Raw genomic sequence first — 19,393 nt, 5'->3', positions numbered from 1 at the left:
CTGCAAGTCTATCTAGAAAAGAGAAATTTGCCAATAAAATTTACCAGGAACAAATATCAGTAAAATGACTAGTCAACACCACCATGCAGTGATGCAGGGCTTTACAGCATTTCAGAGCGCAAACATGGAGATCTTAGTGGTAACCGATGGAGATGTCCCCTATAATAGTGATTGCTTTGCGCCAGGAATAGATCGGCCGGAGTTAAACAGTGTTCGTGTACAAAGTAGTGATTATATCACCCTTGCTCATAATATACTTGTTATAAGTGCACCGCCACATCTAGTGCTGATAGACGCAGGGAATGGATATTCTTCCGCTCCAGCAGCCGGTTGTTTGCCTGACAATCTGAAGGCTACGGGAATCGATCCCGCCGATGTCACCGACATTATACTTACGCACGCTCACCCAGATCATATCAACGGTTTGATAGATGAGGCTGGACTTTTCGTGTTTCCCAATGCTGAAATACATTTACAGGAAGCAGAATACAATTTCTGGCAATCGGTATCGCCGGACTTTTCAAAAAGTAAAAATTTACCAAAAGTATTAAAACAATTGCATCAGGATATCCGACAAGTACTTGCTGCAATAGGCCCCAAACTCCGGTTGTTTAATACTTCGGACCCAATGTTTCCCTTTCTGCGGCCAATTCTTGCCCCCGGACATACACCTGGGCACTGTATGTTCGCTGTAACAGCCGGTTCCGAAACGTTTATTCATATGGCAGATATCTGTCATGATGCAGAGATTTTGTTTTCCAGACCTGAATGGGGAACCATCTTTGATGTTGATTTTGACCTGGCGGCACAAACACGCCGGCGCATACTCGGCGAATTGGCGGATTCTCAGCAACTCGTATTCGCGTATCATCTACAATGGCCAGGTTTTGGACGAATAGTACGCATTGGTAACGAATTCAAATGGGTGCCTGGAAGATAGTGCAGTTCTAAAGAGAAAAGCCTTCGGATGTCATCCGAAGGCTTTTCTGGATTTAGTCTTCAACATCATTAAGCATACTGGTTGACAACAACCCCACATGCAAATGGAGTGGATTTTATCAGTTTTAATTGCTTTCGTTTTTTAAAAATAGATAAACCACTTCCTATTGCAACAGGATTTACAATGAGATGGTACTCATCAATTAAATCTTCATTTATCAAGTTAGCCAGCAGTGTTGCACCACCATAGACAATCATATTACCAGATGCGGATTTCTTCAATGCGGTGATAGATTCCTTTAAATCGCCATTTAGAATGTTGGTTTTATCCCAGCCTCCTGGTATTTCCACCTCTTTAGTCAAAGTAGTGGAGGCTACATATTTGGATGCATGATGGATATGATGGGCAAATTGGTACCGCTTATCATTTGGGTCAGAAGCGGCGGCCTGCCAATGTGCATTAAAGCCTTCTTTGGCCATCTGGCTGCTGATAATAATGGTGCTGGCGGATTTATTCAGATCGGTGTGATACTTTTGTAAATCCTCATCCCAAGTCCATTCTGGCCCCCAGTTCCAAATCATCCAATCTGTACTGCCATTTTTATCTGCTATAAAACCGTCTATGCTGATCTGTGTTTCCAGGATTAGTTTGTTCATATACGAGCTGTTTATATAAGTGGAGATTCGAAAATTTATATAAATCTATTGAAAAATACCGAATAGGATTGTTTCATCGGTCCTTTCCCGGTGGGCCTGTACAGTAGATACAATCGCGCTTTCAGTATTAAGGGATTGGGATGGAAAATGTAATATGTCTAACAATAATATGATTCAATACTTTTCCCTTGTTTTAAATTACCGCATCAAGAGCCATACAATTTGTATATTTACACAATGAAATGGTTTGTTTATCTATTTTCATTTTATGTCTTGCTGTTATCGGGTATTCCTTGCAATGCCGATGATGATTGCAATGTTGATGAAATAGTGCTGACTACCACATCCGGGAACACAAGGCAGGATAACGATCATAAGCCCATTTGCCCTTGTTCTCCATTCTTTGCCTGTGGCACTTGCCACGGCGTTATTGTGCCGGACTTCAATTTTGAGCTTCCAAAGGCGTTGTCTCCTATAGCGAAGCTGCGATATTTCTATACCACACCACCGCTGCTTGATTTCCCCCCTTCTATCTGGCAACCTCCCAAAATAGCTTGACTTCTTTGCAACATTGTGTAAACTCCTGACCTGTAGGTCTGGCTATTATTCTATGCTATTATACTTCGTTTTAAAATGAGGAAAATTTTAAGTTTAATGATATTGCTGTGTACAGGAAACCTGTGCGCCGCTCAAAATATATTAACAGCTATTATAAAAGATGCTGATACGAAAGCACCCTTGGTGGGAGCTACGATACAACTGATCGGTACCAATAAAGGGGCTACAGCAGATGAGAATGGTCTTGTTAGCCTTTCCAATATCCCAAATGGTAAGCAGGTTTTATCGATCCGTTTTGTTGGCTATAAGGACCGTTCCGAATCATTGACATTCCCCCGATCCAATGATACGCTGGTCATCTTAATGGAAGCCATGGGAGAGCAAATGAACGAGGTCGTAATCAGTTCTACCCGTAGTACCCGAACTATACAAAATATTCCTACCCGTGTGGAATTTATTGGAAGGGAAGAACTGGAAGAAAAAGGCAACATGAAACCAGGTGATATCCGCATGATGCTAAATGAAAGCACGGGTATACAAACACAACAGATATCTGCCACTTCCGCAAATGCCACTATCCGCATTCAGGGTTTGGACGGACGGTATACGCAGATTTTAAAAGATGGTTTTCCGCTATATGCTGGTTTTTCTGGAGGACTGGGCCTTCTGCAAACTCCCCCCTTGGATTTAAAGCAGGTGGAAATCATTAAAGGAGCATCCTCCACTTTATACGGTGGAGGCGCTATTGCCGGCCTAGTCAATCTGATTTCTAAAGTGCCCACAGAAGAAAGAGAACTGCGTTTTTTGGTGAACGGCACTTCTGCAGGAGGATTAGATATAAATGGATTCTATGGGCAAAAGCTGGAAAAGATAGGATGGACTGTTTTTGCCTCACGTAATAGCAATAAGCCGTATGACCCTTCCAATACAGGGTTTACAGCTATTCCTAAAACAGAACGCTATGTATTTAATCCTAAACTGTTCATTTATTTCAGCCCTAAAACCCAAATGAATATTGGCGTGAATATGACCTTTGAAGATCGAATGGGTGGGGATATTCGGTTTATTAAAGGGGATGGCGACAGTACCCATAGCTATTTTGAAAAGAATAAGAGCAATCGGTTTTCTACGCAGTTCTCCCTGCAACATCAGTTTAACAAGAATAGTAGCATTACTTTTAAGAATGCTGTCAATACTTTCAGTCGAACTATTACTATACCCGACTATACATTTGATGGAAAACAATGGTCGACTTATTCAGAAATAGTCTATAATAATAACCATGAAAAAACGGATTGGGTAGCTGGTTTGAACGCCTATACAGACAATTTTAAAGAATATCCGAAAGACAATTTCCCTAAAAGAAACTATGACCAGCATACCATTGGCGGCTTTTTACAAAATACCTGGAAGGCGAGTGACTGGCTGCAAATGGAAACTGGTGTACGTGGAGACTATGTGAGGGACTATGGCGTTGTATTCCTGCCGCGTATTTCTGCCCTGTTTAAAGTTTCCCCCCAGATTACCTCCCGCCTAGGAGGAGGTTTTGGCTATAAAACACCTACTATTTTTACCGAAGAAACGGAGCGTATTCAATTTAGGACGGTGTTGCCAATCACTCCGGAAGCTAATAAGCAGGAAAGGTCGTATGGCGCTAATTTTGATGTCAATTACCGCACGTCCTTATTTGGTAAGGTAAGTCTAAGCATAAACCAGCTTTTCTTCTACACTCGTATCAACAACCCGTTGTTACTGGAGAATGCCTCTGGAAACCTTTACCAGCTTGTAAATACGAATGGGTATGTAGATACGAAAGGATGGGAAACCAATGTTAAATTAGGATATGGGGATTTCAAACTATTTATAGGATATACATTTACGGATGCCTGGCTTCATGAGGGCGCAGCAAAGCTAGAGAACCCATTGACAGCGCGCCATCGACTGAATAATGTGCTGATGTATGAGATAGAAGATAAATGGAAAGTTGGACTAGAAGCCTATTATTGCAGCAGGCAACCCTTGAATGACGGAACAACCGGAAAGTCTTACTGGACCTGCGGATTTATGGCGGAGAAAATATGGGAGCATTTCTCCTTATTCGTGAATTTTGAAAACTTTACAGATACCCGTCAAACGAGGTTTGATAGTATTTATACTGGAACAGTTACTCATCCAGTATTTAGGGATATATATGCACCATTAGATGGGTTTGTTGTAAATGGAGGGATTAAGCTAAAGTTATAATTCCAACGTAGTAGTCCTGGGTTTTGAAAACGCATCATGTGAAAATGGTTGTAATTACCAGGACTACTATGATTTCCATTATTTGTTGTAGTAGTCGTAAGTAGCTTTGGAGATATCGGCAATGATTGCTTCTGTGTCATCAAAACTTTCGTAGGTATTGTGTACAAAAACAGCTACAATTATTTTTTTGTTATTCGGCAATACAATGATACCGTAGCTATTGATAGCGCCTGTCATTCCTGCATCATTGGTAAACGAAGTACCACTTCTGTGTGCCACTTTTATATCTGTTGGAAGCTTTCCTTTAAGGCGTTTCAATCCTGTTTTATTATTGAGCATGGCATCGTACAGCCATTTTGTATGCACCTTGTTTAGTATTTTTCCTTGATAAAACTTTTCTAGTAGCAGTGCTGCTGCGTTTGGCGTGATCTGATTCACAAATTGGGCATCCCAATTTTTATGCATATCCTCTTTATTGTTGCGGATAATAAAATCTTTACTACCAATAAACTGTTGTACAGGTTCAGTTCCACCGATTAGTCGGAGAATAATATCCGTTAGATTATTGTCGCTGTAACACATCATCCACGTCAATGCTTCTGCTAATGTAATACTGAGGTTACCTTCCGGATGTTCATCTTTGAATGGGCTCCAGGTATTATCTAATAATTCCTCTTTTTTGATGAAGATTTTTTGGGTCATGGCCAGTTCCCCTTTTTCCACTTTATGCAATACTGTTAGTGCGATAGGGAACTTGAAGGTACTCAGCATGGGATATAACTGGGTGCCATTGATCTGCACTTTATCGTTTTTTTGAATTCCAATGATGGAGACACCAATGTCTGCTTTTTTGGTTGCAATTATTTGCGCTATCTTTTGTTGAAGCACCGGTTGTTGGGCAAACATTGGAAGGGAAATCAGCAGGCAGCCAAGTATCAATAATATCTTATTCATTTTATTTAACGTTGTGCAAATATAGAAGGAAAAGTCACTATTGGGTGACATGTGTGAATTTACGTTACATCAACTTATATTTGATATAGCAGTATGCCAAAGAAATCATTAAGTAAACTGTCTTTGTAAAATTATCATGAATACACTCGCATCATCTGTTGTTATTCCGAAGTATTCCCTGGAGCAATCTGGTGGTAAGGATAATCTGTTCGATATACGTTTGGTAGATAGCGATTACAAGGAACATCCGTCTATTTTTCTCACACCCCACCGTAAAGATTTTTATATGTTGGTATTGGTGGAAGAGGGAGACAGAAAGCATTGGGTAGATATGGAGCCATACACGCTGCAACCTGATACCTTGTATTTTACTACGCCGCAGCAGGTACAAGTAAAAGAAGACCCAAGGCCTATGCGGGGGATTGTACTGAGTTTTACGGAATCTTATTTGCTTACGAACGCATCTCCACAAATAAGGCAGTTGCCCATTATCCAAAATCCTAATAATGGGCATGAACTGCAACTACAACCGGAAGCCATGGCTTTCCTTCGGGATATTATGGAGAAAATGCTCTTGGAATATGAGCAGCGGCCAGACTGGCATAACAGTATGCAGCAAGCTTACCTGCAATTATTACTGGTGTATCTGAGTCGATTATATACCGAAAAGTTTTCTACATCCGAACGACAGCCAGATCGTATTTTACTGAAAAAGTATCTTCAACTGATAGATAGCAACTATACCACCCATCATGAAGTGGCTGCTTATGCGGGCCTGTTAAATATCTCAGCAGGGCATTTGGGAGATGTTATTCGCCAGCAGAGTGGGAGGTCGGCCATAGAGCATATTCATGCGCGAGTGTTGCTAGAGGCGAGACGTATGCTTTTCCATACCGATCAGTCTATAAAAGAAATTGCCTTTGCACTGGGATTTGAGGATGCTTCTTATTTTAATCGCTTCTTCAAACGGGGGTATAATCAAACGCCACTTGCATTCCGGAATGCCACCCGGGAAATGTACCATTGATGCCGGAATGAGTCCTGCATGCGCGATTATTATCCTTGTAATTTTGTGCTGTAACAATAAATCAAAATAATCAGATGAAAACAGCACTCATCACAGGAGCCAATAAAAGCATAGGATTCGAAACTGCCAAACAACTGCTGAAAGCAGGATACTTCGTATACATAGGAAGTCGGGATGCCCAAAAAGGAGAGGAGGCAGCCGCCCTACTTGGCCATACTAATACCGCCGTTATTCCCTTGGATGTAACCAATATGGATTCCATCGTTGCAGCACGTGAACTGGTAGGTCGTACCACTTCTAAACTGGATGTATTGATTAATAATGCAGGTATTAGGGGCGTATTCCCGCAGTCCCCTTCAACGGTATCATCGACTGATATTCGAGAAGTCTTCGAAACTAATTTCTTTGGTGCGATCAATGTAACCCAAGTATTCCTGGATCTTTTAAAGCAAGCCCCAGCACCAAGGATTGTGAATGTCACTTCCGGCCTCGCTTCCTTAACCTTGCACAGTGATCCTACGTGGGAATATTATCCCATAAAAGGAGCTGCTTATGGCCCTTCAAAAACCGCATTGAATGCCTATACCGTAGCATTGGCATATGAACTACGCGATACCGCATTTAAAGTGAATGCAGTTGATCCAGGATATACCGCTACGGATTTCAATCAGCACAGAGGCACTGGTACCGTGGAAAATGCGGCGACCTTACTAGTTCGTTTCGCCACACTTGACGCTGATGGCCCTACGGGTCAATTTTATAGTAATGATAGGGGAGGAGAAGAAAGTCCTTGGTAATGGTTACAAGACAAGTATAAACACATAAATTTTTTTAGCTGTTATTTTATCATATATATTTGTATTGTCATACATAAAATCAAAGAACAATTTAACCCTTCAGACAATACACTTTTACATCAATTATTCATATCCCTTTAAACTATGAAAGCTAAAAAAATCGGCTTTGTAATGGCTATGTGTGCCATTTTTTCTGTAACCACTTTGCGTGTTCTTGCGCAGGATGATAAAAAGAAAGTAGCGATCGTAACTTTCTTTGTAAACAAACAAATTGGATTAGGTGATGGTAATGCGCAATTGGCATCTAGAGTCACAGATCTGGCAGATAACCCTAAGTTCAACCTGCAACCAGTATTGGATACGTTTTATTCCAAGTTCTTCCACAATTTCGCACAGAAATTTCCTTTTGAGCTGATGCCGGAAGATTACGTTATTAAGAACCCCACGTATAAAGCATATGACACTAGTTCCGTAGGTATCGTAGTGTTGATTTCTGGTCGTGAACTGAACCCGCAAGGTTACAAAACCATCTATCCTGGCGGTTTCTTACAGAAAAGTGAAAACCGTAACCAGAATAAATTGCTGGAAGTATTTCCAGAAGCAGACGGTGTAATGTTTGTTTGGATGGACTACGAATTCGTTCCTAAGAAAGGTTTCGCCGGTATGGGTACCTGCGGTATGAAAGCTACTATCAATATGTGGCTGTATAACAAAGAAGCGAAAAAAGTATTCCGCATTTCTGAATACGCTACCTCTAAAAAACAAGTAGCTATGGTAGGTGGTATTCCTGTAACTGCATTCGACAAAGTACTGCCTATGTGTGAAGATGCATCTGAAAGACTGTTGGTAGAACTGGAAGACAAACTGGATAAAATCAGTCGTAAGGTGGATGCCAAACTGTAATTTATCACTAACGGCACCGATTACACGTCGTTACAAGTATAAATGATAGCATCATAAAAAAGGAGCGGGTCTTAGGATATCCGCTCCTTTTTTTATGACGTCTACCAAACTTTTCAAGTGAAAAAAAGGGCGTTATGTATTCGTGATATTTTAATTTAATATTATTAAATATATAAAGTATACTATATATTGCATTCGCAAAAAAAATGAAACCAGATCCTATTGAAGTCAGCCCATCACTAAAAACGATTTCGTTTGCGTCGACCCATTTTGAAAAAAGCCTATACCTATAGTACAGCAGCCCTCGTGATCACCCTGTTTTGCCTGCTGACATCTGATCTCCACGCACAGCGCCTGGATGCTATCGGAAAGGAAAAACCACTGAAAGTAACCGGTGGCATTGGATTGGAACAAGTTGCCTATTTCTCCTCCGGACTGGATGCAGGACGCAGGGACCCTTACAATTTCTTCCTCACCGGAAATTTAAACCTCGACCTGTTTGGATGGGCGGTACCTTTTTCCTTCTCCTATACGAACCAAGGAAGAATGGCTTTCTCTCAACCCTTTAATCAGTATGGCCTCACGCCTACGTATAAATGGATTACTGGTCATATTGGTTACTCCAGTATGAACTTTTCCAGCTATACCCTCAGCGGTCACTTATTTAATGGAGTGGGTGTAGACCTCGCACCAACCGGACGATTCAAGTTCAGCGCTATGTATGGTCGGTTACAGCAAGCTGTAGCCCCAGATACCACACGCCCAGATGTTATCCCCGCGTATAGGCGTATGGGTTATGGCTTTAAAGCTAGCTATGGTACCGGAAGAGATAATATCGACCTGATACTTTTTAGGGGAAAAGATGACGCAGGATCTATTCCGGCATTATCTCCTTCCTATAACCTCACGCCACAAGAAAACCTGGTGCTAGGTGTAAACGTTAGCAAACAATTATTCAATCGGCTTATTGTAAACGCGGAAGTGGCCTGGAGTGCCCTGACAAGAGATTCCCGCGCCGAAAATGATACGGTGGCTCATGTGCGCTTCCCTTCGCTTGGTATGCTCACCAAAAATAGTTCTACTGCTTTATATTCGGCTTATAAAACAGGTATTACCTACGCTGCCAATAAATACTCCGTTGGTGTAGGCTATGAATGGGTGGCGCCGGAATATAAAACCCTTGGCGCTTACTATTTCACCAACGACTTCGAGAACCTTACTGGTAACTTCCAGTTCCGCATGCTGAAAGATAAAATCACAGGCGGTATCAATGCGGGGGTGCAACATAATAACCTGAAAAAAGATAAGATAAGTACAATGAGTCGCATGGTAGGGTCTTTGAACCTATCATGGGTAGCCACAAAAAAATTGAACCTCAATTTCAGCTACTCCAATTTCCAGTCATACGTCAACATAAAATCTGATTTTGATTATATCAACCAAGTATCTCCCTATCAGAACTTGGATACCCTCAATTATACACAGATTTCTAGGAATGCGTCTGTTAGTATGAACTATAATATTGCTCGTACAAAGGAAAAGACGCAGATGCTGATGTGCAACGTGTCCTTTATGCAAAGCAGCGATCTTCAAGGCGGTGTGAAACAAGCTACTGGCGCCACTTTCTATAATCTGAATACGGCTTATAGCATGCAAATGGTACCGCAGAATATGTCGGTCACCCTTGGATTTAATGCCAACCGAAATACTACGATGAACATGGAAAGCTTTACACTCGGTCCCACGCTGGGTCTGAATAAATCCTTACTCAATAAAAAGTTGAGAACTTCTGGTAGTCTTTCTTGGAATGGTAGCTTTAGTAATGGAGCGTCATCCAGTAAAGTGTTGACAGGCCGACTTTCAGGTGCGTATTCTATCAAGAAATCGCATAACCTGAACCTGGGTATCACGGGATTGAACCGTAGCGGCAACAGTAAAACCAAGAGCATTTCTGAACTGACCACGACACTGGGATATAATTACAATTTTTAAATTATCAGCGGACAGGAGTTAATAAAGTGGAATGCCTCCGCTATGCAATAAAAACATCAAGAATATTCGTCAGCGATATATGCTAAAGAAGGTTTACAACTACAGCACGCTTTGCTGACTATTCAATGAAATATTTTTCAGGAGTCACTATATCGGCTCCATACCTATGAAACTATGATCAGACACCTATACCTTACCATCCTATGTCTGTTTGCGGTTACCGCCGCTTTTGGCCAACAGCAGAAGAAGGCGCCGCTTCCGCGTACTCCCCTGCAACAGCATATTCATGATGTGAATAGGACCGTTCAGCAGAGATGCGGCGCCAATTTATTGAATGGTAAAGATCTGTATGATAAACTGAAAGATTCTACAGACTTTAAACTACCGATGGGTATAGGATCCTGCGGTGGTAGTGGTACACCGATGGTCATTATCGATAGTATCCGATTCCTGCCTGACCATGCGGAAGTGACTGCCTATATCGTCGTTGAAATGCCTGGAGATGGCCAGGAAGTTATGTTTGCGGCTAGTAGCATTCCAGTCAGTATGCATGGAGGACTAGTAGGTACCGCACGACTGGAGCTTGTGAACGATCCAACGCTGAACCTCTTCGGAGATCAGTCGGAGTTTCATTTTTTACATGGTAAAACGTTTGTCGAATTCGATTGTGATGGGTTTAAAAAAATGGGTATTGCGGCGGAAGTAAATCTGCCGAAACACCTGGTGCCTGCTGGCGTAAATGCTTCTGATACTACGAATAAACGTGTGAAGGCCAACTTCGAAGTGGTTACTTCCAATATCAACGATATTTTAGCCAAAGTTCAAATTGAACCATTCCAGATCCGTGGGGTAAATAATGTTACCATTACGGTGCAGGACGCGATCATCGATTTGAGCGATGCGAATAACAGCCCTGATGTAGTATTCCCGAAAGAATATACCAGTGATGATAAGGCTTTCTGGAGAGGCTTTTTCCTCCGCAGATTTGAAGTACAATTACCTCCTGAACTTAGAAAACGTAGCGCTAAAAAACCAGCCACTTTCTCGGTTAGTAATGCCTTGATTGATGAAAGAGGATTCTCCGGGGATATGGCTGTTACCAACCTGATTCCGTTAGATGATGGAGACCTTGGTGGCTGGCAGTTCTCGGTAGATAAGCTGGGAATGCGTTTTGTAGCGAATCAGTTGAAAGGTGGTGAACTGGGAGGTCAGTTGATAATCCCTATTACGGCTAAGGAAAAGCACTTCGATTATTCCGCAGTGTTCCGTCCGGGGAATGAATACATCTTTAAAGTAAATATGCAGGATACAGTGCCGATCCCTATCTTCATTGGTAAGGCATCCCTGAATCCTAACTCCTCGATAGAAGTGGCTGTAAAAGACGGTAATTTCCAGGCAATGGCTGTCCTAAACGGTACTTTGTCGATTGCCGGTGGTAGTGCGGGAAGCGCCATTTCTGCGCTGGCACAAAAGCTCCATGTGCCAGATATTCGGTTCGAAAGACTGACCATTTCTACAGAAGCGCCTTACTTCCATGAAGGGGTGTTTTCTTTCTCTAGCTCCTTGCAATTCCCTACCATCGCCGGCTATGGATTCTCGATTGATAAAATCGGCCTGGTGAAGAAAGGGGAGAAGCGAGGATTATCCATGAGTGTGAAATTAAATATCAGCGGTACTGGTAGTAACGGATTCGCTGCAGATGCAAGTTTCGCATTGATGAGTGTTATCGATAAAGATGATGATGGAAAAATCAATTTCAGATTTTCCAGCCTGGATATAAGTCGAATTGCGATAGATATTCATCAAGGCGTGTTTGCACTGAAGGGCTCTCTGGAATCATTTACGGATGATGCTATCTACGGTAACGGTTTCCGCGGGGATATTGATGCTACTTTACAAATATGCAAAGCAGAGGTGAAACTCCAATCCACGGCGCTTTTCGGTAATGTAAAAGGGGACCGTTATTGGTATGCGGATATCTTAGTGGATCTACCGGTGCCTATCCTGATCTTCCCGCCTGCGGTGAGTATTAAAGGTTTTGGTGGCGCATTGTTCTATGGCGTATCTGTACTGGAAAAAGGCGCGAATAAAAGCGCTTACGAATTGGGGACCACGCATACGGGCATCATCTACAAACCGGATCCTAATGCCGGCTTGGGTATTAAAGCTTCCTTGAAATTTGTTGCCTTTAAGGAACAGACCCTCAGTGGAAATGTTGGACTTGAACTGGCATTCAATCGTAGCGGTGGTTTGAGAAGAATTACTTTCCGTGGACAAGTAAATGTCATGTCTATTGGTTTGAGTCCTGGTACAACGGCTATGTTGAAAAATCTGTCAGGTATGATGAAAGACGGTCAGCCTGCTGATGGTCCGGCTGGTGACTGCGGCTACGACCCGAATGCATTTACACCAGAAGGATTGATTTCTGCAGGTTTGTTGGTAGACGTGGATTTTGAGAACAGCAGCATGCTGGCAAATCTGAAAGTATATATTGATGTATATGGTGCCTTTACTGGTATTGGTCCGAAAGGGCTGGCGGGTGAGGGTGAATTTTACGTAGGCCCTGAAGGCTGGCACCTCTTTGCCGGTAAGCCGGATAATCCTATTGGAGTGAATATCCTGGGATTGGCGAAGGCACATGCTTACTTCATGGTGGGGAATGGCCTGCCTGGAAGTCCGCCGCCACCGCCTATTGTATCGGAGATACTCGGTGGTATAGACTTGGATTATATGCGAGATCTGAATGCGTTGGGTAAGGGTTCTGGGTTTGCCTTCGGGGCAGGACTGGAATTTGATACCGGCGATCTGTCCTTCCTCATGTTCTATGCCCGTCTGAGAGCAGGTTTAGGATTTGATATCATGATGAAAAACTACGGTAATGATTTCCATTGTGAAGGTAGCAATGGTCCTATTGGTATCAATGGATGGTTTGCCAATGGTCAGATCTATGGCTACTTCCAGGGTAAAATCGGTATCCGTGTAAATCTCTTCTTTAAGAAAGGCAACTTTGATATTATAGAGCTCGGGGCAGCGGTGGTACTGCAAGGAAAGCTGCCAAATCCTTCCTGGATGCGAGGTATCGTAGGTGGTTATTTCAAACTATTCGGCGGAATGATCTCCGGTAACTGTCGTTTCGAAATGACCCTTGGTAAAGAATGTAAAATCGTTAGCAATAACCTGTTTGCGAATGCAGGCGTACAGGTAATCGGCGATGCCACCCCAAGAGATGGTGAGGCAGACCAAAGTATTTTTACGGCACCACAACTGGTGTTTAATATGCCTATCGGGCAGACGATCAGAATTACGGAAGACAATGGTAGTACCCGTTTATTCAGATCCCGACTGGAGTATATGTCATTACGCAGAGAAACTGCCAATGCTACAGGAACGCAAGATTGGAGCAGTGATAATACGGTGGTGGTATTGAATACCACGCAATGTCTGGAACCTAAATCCAATTACAAACTGACAGCGCGTGTGAGCTTCGAGGAGAGTGTGAACGGTAGCTGGACACCATTCCTGGTAGATGGTAAACCATACGCAGAGGAAGTAAATAATACTTTCTCGACTGGCAATCTCCCGGATAAAATTCCAGAAGATAAAATCAAGTTTACTTATCCTATCAGAAAGCAACTGAACTTCTATAAAGACGAATTGCCTTCTCATAATGGATATATCCAGTTTAAACAAGACCTGGCGCCAATGTTCAGACCAGATAGTTCTTTCAAACAGACCGCCAGACTGATTCCTACTAATGGTGATCCTATCGATATCGCATTTAGCTATGATACTGGCCGAGTAAGTTTCAAGTATCCGGATGCGATAAAGAATGAGGAGATATATACGTTTGCGTTAGTAAATGTACCGGTGGAAAATGAGGAGGATATCAGCCGTAACGTAATATCCCAGAAGAAAGACATCGGTAGTGCAGAAAGTGGCGACCTGAACGTTACCACTAAAAAGGCTACACGTAGTATTACTGTTGGATCAGAGAAAGCGTTCTACCAGCTTGATTTCCGTAGTAGTAAATACAACACGTTCAATCAAAAATTAGATGCCCTTGGAGTGGGTAATTCCTACCGACTGCCTATTAGCAATGGTGTACACGAATTGGGCTATCAGTACATTAACGGCGAGCTTTTCGATAATGCCGAAGTAGACGCAGATGGCAACAGCCAGGTATTGCAGTTCGAAGCATTGCTGGATGATAATATATGGTATAAGGAAGACATCTTCCCTTATGTCTATAATGGTTACCCGATGCAACCATCAGGAAGTCTGTCTGGCCCTGCTATTACGATCGATTGGCGCGATCCTCAGATCTTGGGTGTACCGCCAGTAAGAGGTATCTGTATCCGTCAGCAATTGCAGGGACTTCAGTTAAAAGAGAATGGCAATGCACAGTTTTCGGGTGTTTCCACTTTTGTGTTCAATCTGCCATATTATTTTGAACGGGATAATTTCAACATTGCCAACAAAATGGTCAACAACATGTACGGCATGGGATTGAATTATACTGCGCAGCAGCAATCCATCATCACCCATAATTGGGTACCAGTAAGGAAAGGGGATTACAAGTTCCGGATTAAATATGTGCTGCCTGGTATTAATATGAGTACCTCTTCCAGGATCATTACCATTCAAAACCCAATAGGACTATAACGATGAAAATAACAAGTGATATGAGGGTGAAACGTGTATTAGCAATAGTAGGAATGGCCGTTGGCCTGATGATGCCGGAATGGCTGTTGGCGCAGAAGAAGCCCGCTGCTAAGCCGGTACAGATTGCAGTGATGGCCCGTGCTAGCCAGGATTCCATCATGCTACGATGGGCGCCGGTTAATTATGAGTTGTGGCAACATGCTAATAAGTATGGCTATATGATTACTCGTTATACGGTGATGCGTGATAACCATTTATTACCTGTGCAAACAGCGCAAGTAATGACGCCACAGCCTATCAGACCATTACCACTGCCTGCTTGGGAGGCTATCGCAAAGAAGCATGAAAAGTATGCCAGTATAACTGCGCAAGCGCTGTATGGTGAGAAATTTGAAGTGGGTGCAGGTAATGGCGCTAAGGGAGATGTGATGTCGGTGTATCATCGATCCCAGGAGCAGGAGTCGCGCTATGGGTTTGCGTTATTCGCTGCGGATCAGTCGTACGATGTGGCCAAGGCCGCTGGTTTAGGTTGGGTAGACCATACCACCAAGTCTAACGAAAAGTACCTCTATCGTATATACATGGCCGTGATTCCTACCAACGTAAAATCGGATACGGGTTTTGTGTACACTGGAGCCGCAGATGCCCAACCGCTGCCCTCGCCGAAAGAACTGAAAGTAGGCGGATTGGAGAATGGCGCCATGATCAGTTGGAATAAAAAGATCTACGAGCATATCTACAATGCCTGGATACTGGAACGTTCCACAGATAATGGAAAGACGTTTACCGCTGTTAGCAAGGAACCATTGATTAATACCCAGGATGGACTAGCAGATAAAGTGAATTATTTCTATCGGTTGGATACCGGACTTGTACAAGAGAAGCCTTATGTCTACCGTGTGAAAGGGCTTACTGCATTTGGCGAAACGGGCCCTGTATCTGATACTGCGATGGTAACATTGCACCAGCGTTTGGATGTAAACCCGGTAATCCTGGAAACGGAAATGCGTAATGGTCAGGTGTATATTCGTTGGAGAATGCCTGCGAATAAAGCTAAGATTGTGCGTTTTGATATGGAGCGTTCCGTGTCTCCCCAGAAAAAATTTACACTGATTAATAAATCGCCGCTGCTGGAAAAGGACTCCATTTTCGTAGATGCGACACCGTTAAATAGTAACTATTACCGTGTCACGGCTACTACCAAAGACGGGCAGGTGATGCATTCCTTCCCGCATTTCGTGCAGCAGGAAGATTCTATCCCGCCGGTGGCTCCTGTTGGCGCAAAAGGTATGATCGATAAGAATGGTGTTGTATATCTCTCTTGGGATCAAAATAAAGAGCCGGATTTATTTGGCTATCGTGTATTCCGTGCCAACTCACCAAAAGAAGAATTTGTGCAGGTAACCAGAAAAGCTACTGAAACAAACAGTTTCATTGATACTATTTCCCTGAAGACCTTGACAAAAGATGTTTACTACCGGATTGTGGCGTTGGATAAGCATTACAACCCATCTGAATATTCTGAAATCCTCGTATTGAAACGCCCAGATATTATTCCGCCAGTGTCGCCGTTCTTTACCAGCGTTGAGGCGTCCACAGAAGGGATTTCGCTGGAATGGACGCCTAGTGGTAGTGAAGACGTGGAATGTCATGAGTTACTGCGTGCGAAAGATAGTACCTGGGAAACAGTAAGGTTTATCCCTGCAGGAGATACTACCCATACTTATATCGACACGGCTGCTCTTGTGGGCGTGAAATACATTTACCAAATAACAGCTACGGATGATAGCGGTCTGAAAGGGATATCCAAGCCTGTTACTGCTGCCCGTATTGACATGGGCCGACTGGATGTTTCAAAAGCCTTGAAAGTGGCGATAGACAGAGATGCTAAACTGGTAAAGCTAAGCTGGCAACGGAAGTCAGGTGTAAATAAAATATGGATCTATAGAGCAGTGGGAGATGGCCCATATAAACTGTATCAAACCATCACTGGCACTGAGAATAGTTTTGCAGATAGTGGGTTGTTGATTAATACCATTTATAAGTATAAACTGAAAATGATAGATACCAATTCCAGCCGTACTGGATTTACAGAGGAAGCGATTGTTAATTATTAGTAGATCCTATGAAATCCTCATTAAAATTTTTATTGGTTGCGTTCCTGCTCCTGATTAATGGTACTGTATGGGGACAATCAAAATTTTACTTTATCAGTTTCAACGGAGATGTCTCTGGAAGCTGGACTAGCTCCTGTGGCCCTATGGCGGCAATTGCCTATCCCATTTTTCAAGGCACAGTGACGAACTATAATAAGTCGTTCAGGTTGAGACTTTGGAGTCAGAAGAACTTTTCGGATGCTTTTTATGACCTGAATTTTCCAACAACAGGAGGGATTGATATGAGTCCTTTCAGTAGTGTTACAGCGGACATTAATCCGCTAGTAGGTGGTATTTCCCATACTAATATAACGGATGACTATCAGACAGGTCCAGGTTGTGGCGTGACTTATGGGATTTTTATTGATGTATATGAGGTGTTGATGAAATTGCAGAATGATAGTACAGACAAAAGGCTCTTCTGTATGGATGGAACTATCAGTTTTCAAGTGCCAGAAAACCCTACTAAGGTAACCTGGCAGATTTCCTCTGGTGGACAACCTTTTGTAAATCTGAATCTCTCTACAGGAAAAAAAATCTTGATTAAATCATCTGACCTGGTGGCGAGAGGAATTAATCCATTGGATAACTTTACCCTTCACGCGATTGCAGATTATGGTACGGTTGTTACTAACCAAACCTCTGATTATTATCCCAATCTACGCTTTACTAAGGATGTTCCCCAACCAATGACGATTGATCCACAGCCACCATTATGTTTTGGACAAAATGGCTCTATCACACTTAGCAATTTTGTTTATTCTGATGGCTCGCAATATACAGGTAGTACCACTCTCAATCTTACGCTAATAGGGAGAAACAGCAAAATGGTGGTGAATGTACCACCATTAAATGCACCTTCTGTGACAATATCAGTGCCACCTGATTTTTACGATATATCTGTCGATAATGGGGCCTCAGATTGTGCTAAAACTTTTGTAGGAAAGGAGGTGCCTGCAATTGCACAGGATTTATCCGCTACTACCGTACAGTCATGCGTGAATGGTAAGCCGGCAGTGACTATTACCGCTGTTGGTGGAACTGGTCCTTATACGTATTCCTTGAATGGCAATCCAGCAGTGGCCAGTAATGTTTTCACCGACTTACAACCCGGTACCACTTATACCCTCACTTACTACGATAAGAATCTTTGTAATAAAACGCTTAGCATCACCACGCCTTCGGCAGTGGCAGTAGCTTCTTATACTACCAAAGCGCCTTCTGGCACAGCTACAGACGGAGAGCTTACCATAACGGGCACTGGCGGCGTTGCACCTTATACTTACAGTCTGGATAAAACAACCTGGCAAACCAGTAATACCTTTACAGGACTGGGTTCGGGAACATATAATTGCTGGGTGCAAGACAACAAAGGTTGTATTAGCGCCGCTACTACTGTGTCGCTAGTGCCACTGGATTTTACTGCTTCCTCTACGCAGGTTTCTTGTTCCGGCTATTCCAATGGTAGTATTTCCATTGTGATTACAGGAGGTAGCAGTCCGTATAAGATTAAATTGGATAATGGCGTATATCGCAATAATGATAACCAGTTTCCTGGACTGGCAGCAGGCACATATGAAGTATATGTATTAGATAGCAGAGGTGTAGAGATGCATCATCCAGTAACAGTGGGCAGTCCTACGCCGGTTAATTTTACTTACACTACTAGCAATGCTATCTGCAAAGGCAGTACCGATGGAACCATCACGATCAATGCTAGTGGTGGAAGCGGCGGTTATAAGTATCTCTTGGTGGGCAGTGGTTTTCAGCCATCAAATGTGATGAGTGTAGGAGCAGGAAATTATACCTTACGGGTAGACGACGTCAATAATTGTAGTTCCGCCACTCAGGTAGCGAGTGTAGGGGAGCCTCCATTAGCCGTTAGCGTTAGTTTACAAACCCGCGATGTACTTTGTTATAATACACCTACTGGCCAGATTATAGCGCTCCAGGGAGCCAATGGAGTTGGTAATTATCAGTACAGTGTTGATAATGCCACATGGACCAATGGCGCTAGTATCAATGGTCTCAATGCGGGTAATTACACCGTATACGTAAAAGATGGAAAAGGCTGTTCTGGCTTGCAAAATAATGTGAAGATAAATGCGCCGGCTCAACTGCAGATTAGCCAGCAAGGCGCTGTTGCGCCTGTAAGCTGCTTCGGTTTATCCGATGGTAGCTTCTCCGTAGTGGCCAGTGGCGGAAGCGGTAATGTCCGTTTCTTCTTAAGCACTGCACCCACTATCGCTAATACTAGCGGCATTTTCAATAATCTGGCAGCAGGAAATTATACCGTTATTGCCAGAGATGACAATGGTTGCGAGGTGTCATTGCCTGTGGTAAACATTCCACAACCAGCAGCGATGTCTTTGGCTATTAGTGCTAGTCCTGTATTATGTTTCGGTCAATCCAACGGAAGCATTAATGTGACTAGTATCAACGGTGGAAATGGCGGCTATACTTTTAGTAAGGATGATATCAATTATTCTGGTAGTCAGACATTT

12 protein-coding genes are annotated in these 19,393 nt (G+C 42.9%); 10 read left to right on the top strand and 2 right to left on the bottom strand.

What is annotated here, in order from left to right; all coding sequences use genetic code 11:
- The first annotated feature begins 64 nt into the window (after positions 1–64).
- Positions 65–940 carry an MBL fold metallo-hydrolase gene (locus JO154_RS07290; RefSeq protein WP_291943242.1) on the top strand — a complete coding sequence of 292 codons (876 nt, stop codon included), beginning with the start codon at positions 65–67 and terminating at the stop codon, positions 938–940.
- 68 nt (positions 941–1,008) lie between these two features.
- Here the strand turns inward: JO154_RS07290 and JO154_RS07285 are convergent, their stop codons facing one another.
- Positions 1,009–1,596: a dihydrofolate reductase family protein gene (locus JO154_RS07285; protein WP_291943240.1), complete on the bottom strand. Its 588-nt coding sequence runs from the start codon at positions 1,594–1,596 to the stop codon at positions 1,009–1,011.
- Positions 1,597–1,833: 237 nt separating this feature from the next.
- Here JO154_RS07285 and JO154_RS26495 point away from each other — a divergent pair, with 237 nt between their 5' ends.
- Both JO154_RS26495 and JO154_RS07280 read left to right on the top strand, forming a co-directional pair.
- The gene (locus JO154_RS26495; protein ID WP_366935571.1) at positions 1,834–2,154 is read left to right on the top strand and encodes a DUF6660 family protein; all 321 of its coding nucleotides are present in this window, start codon (positions 1,834–1,836) and stop codon (positions 2,152–2,154) included.
- A gap of 96 nt (positions 2,155–2,250) precedes the next feature.
- The gene (locus tag JO154_RS07280) at positions 2,251–4,398 is read left to right on the top strand and encodes a TonB-dependent receptor (RefSeq protein ID WP_291943238.1); all 2,148 of its coding nucleotides are present in this window, start codon (positions 2,251–2,253) and stop codon (positions 4,396–4,398) included.
- Between the two features lie 78 nt (positions 4,399–4,476).
- Here JO154_RS07280 and bla read toward each other — a convergent pair whose 3' ends face one another.
- A complete protein-coding gene (bla, locus tag JO154_RS07275; protein WP_291943236.1) occupies positions 4,477–5,352 on the bottom strand; it encodes a class A beta-lactamase in 876 nt (291 codons plus the stop codon).
- 136 nt (positions 5,353–5,488) lie between these two features.
- Here bla and JO154_RS07270 point away from each other — a divergent pair, with 136 nt between their 5' ends.
- The 7 genes from JO154_RS07270 to JO154_RS07240 all read left to right on the top strand — a co-directional run.
- Positions 5,489–6,379: an AraC family transcriptional regulator gene (locus tag JO154_RS07270; RefSeq protein ID WP_291943234.1), complete on the top strand. Its 891-nt coding sequence runs from the start codon at positions 5,489–5,491 to the stop codon at positions 6,377–6,379.
- A 74-nt stretch (positions 6,380–6,453) separates the two neighbouring features.
- Positions 6,454–7,176: an SDR family oxidoreductase gene (locus tag JO154_RS07265; protein ID WP_291943232.1), complete on the top strand. Its 723-nt coding sequence runs from the start codon at positions 6,454–6,456 to the stop codon at positions 7,174–7,176.
- 144 nt (positions 7,177–7,320) lie between these two features.
- Entirely contained in the window at positions 7,321–8,079 is a 759-nt protein-coding gene (locus tag JO154_RS07260) for a hypothetical protein (protein ID WP_291943230.1), read from the top strand.
- A gap of 255 nt (positions 8,080–8,334) precedes the next feature.
- A complete protein-coding gene (locus JO154_RS07255) occupies positions 8,335–10,071 on the top strand; it encodes a hypothetical protein (RefSeq protein ID WP_291943228.1) in 1,737 nt (578 codons plus the stop codon).
- A gap of 174 nt (positions 10,072–10,245) precedes the next feature.
- Positions 10,246–14,733, top strand: a complete 4,488-nt coding sequence (locus JO154_RS07250) for a hypothetical protein (protein ID WP_291943226.1) — start codon at positions 10,246–10,248, stop codon at positions 14,731–14,733.
- A gap of 2 nt (positions 14,734–14,735) precedes the next feature.
- Positions 14,736–16,850 (top strand): hypothetical protein, encoded by a 2,115-nt coding sequence (locus JO154_RS07245; protein WP_291943225.1) that lies wholly within the window; start codon positions 14,736–14,738, stop codon positions 16,848–16,850.
- A gap of 8 nt (positions 16,851–16,858) precedes the next feature.
- Positions 16,859–19,393: SprB repeat-containing protein (locus JO154_RS07240; protein WP_291943223.1), on the top strand; the 2,535-nt coding region annotated here is incomplete at its 3' end.

The sequence above is a fragment of the Chitinophaga sp. genome (assembly GCF_019236475.1).
Lineage (GTDB): Bacteria > Bacteroidota > Bacteroidia > Chitinophagales > Chitinophagaceae > Chitinophaga.
The sequence above is the reverse complement of the archived record's forward strand: the minus strand, read 5'-3'. Positions and strand labels throughout refer to the sequence as shown.

What these genes read in the sequence shown, in the direction of transcription:
- JO154_RS07285 (WP_291943240.1), bottom strand. Translation starts at nt 1,596, where the DNA reads ATGAACAAACTAATCCTGGAAACACAGATCAGCATAGACGGTTTTATA.
- bla (WP_291943236.1), bottom strand. Translation starts at nt 5,352, where the DNA reads ATGAATAAGATATTATTGATACTTGGCTGCCTGCTGATTTCCCTTCCA.
- JO154_RS07280 (WP_291943238.1), top strand. Translation starts at nt 2,251, where the DNA reads ATGATATTGCTGTGTACAGGAAACCTGTGCGCCGCTCAAAATATATTA.
- JO154_RS07290 (WP_291943242.1), top strand. Translation starts at nt 65, where the DNA reads ATGACTAGTCAACACCACCATGCAGTGATGCAGGGCTTTACAGCATTT.
- JO154_RS07245 (WP_291943225.1), top strand. Translation starts at nt 14,736, where the DNA reads ATGAAAATAACAAGTGATATGAGGGTGAAACGTGTATTAGCAATAGTA.
- JO154_RS07250 (WP_291943226.1), top strand. Translation starts at nt 10,246, where the DNA reads ATGATCAGACACCTATACCTTACCATCCTATGTCTGTTTGCGGTTACC.
- JO154_RS07265 (WP_291943232.1), top strand. Translation starts at nt 6,454, where the DNA reads ATGAAAACAGCACTCATCACAGGAGCCAATAAAAGCATAGGATTCGAA.
- JO154_RS07270 (WP_291943234.1), top strand. Translation starts at nt 5,489, where the DNA reads ATGAATACACTCGCATCATCTGTTGTTATTCCGAAGTATTCCCTGGAG.
- JO154_RS07260 (WP_291943230.1), top strand. Translation starts at nt 7,321, where the DNA reads ATGAAAGCTAAAAAAATCGGCTTTGTAATGGCTATGTGTGCCATTTTT.
- JO154_RS26495 (WP_366935571.1), top strand. Translation starts at nt 1,834, where the DNA reads ATGAAATGGTTTGTTTATCTATTTTCATTTTATGTCTTGCTGTTATCG.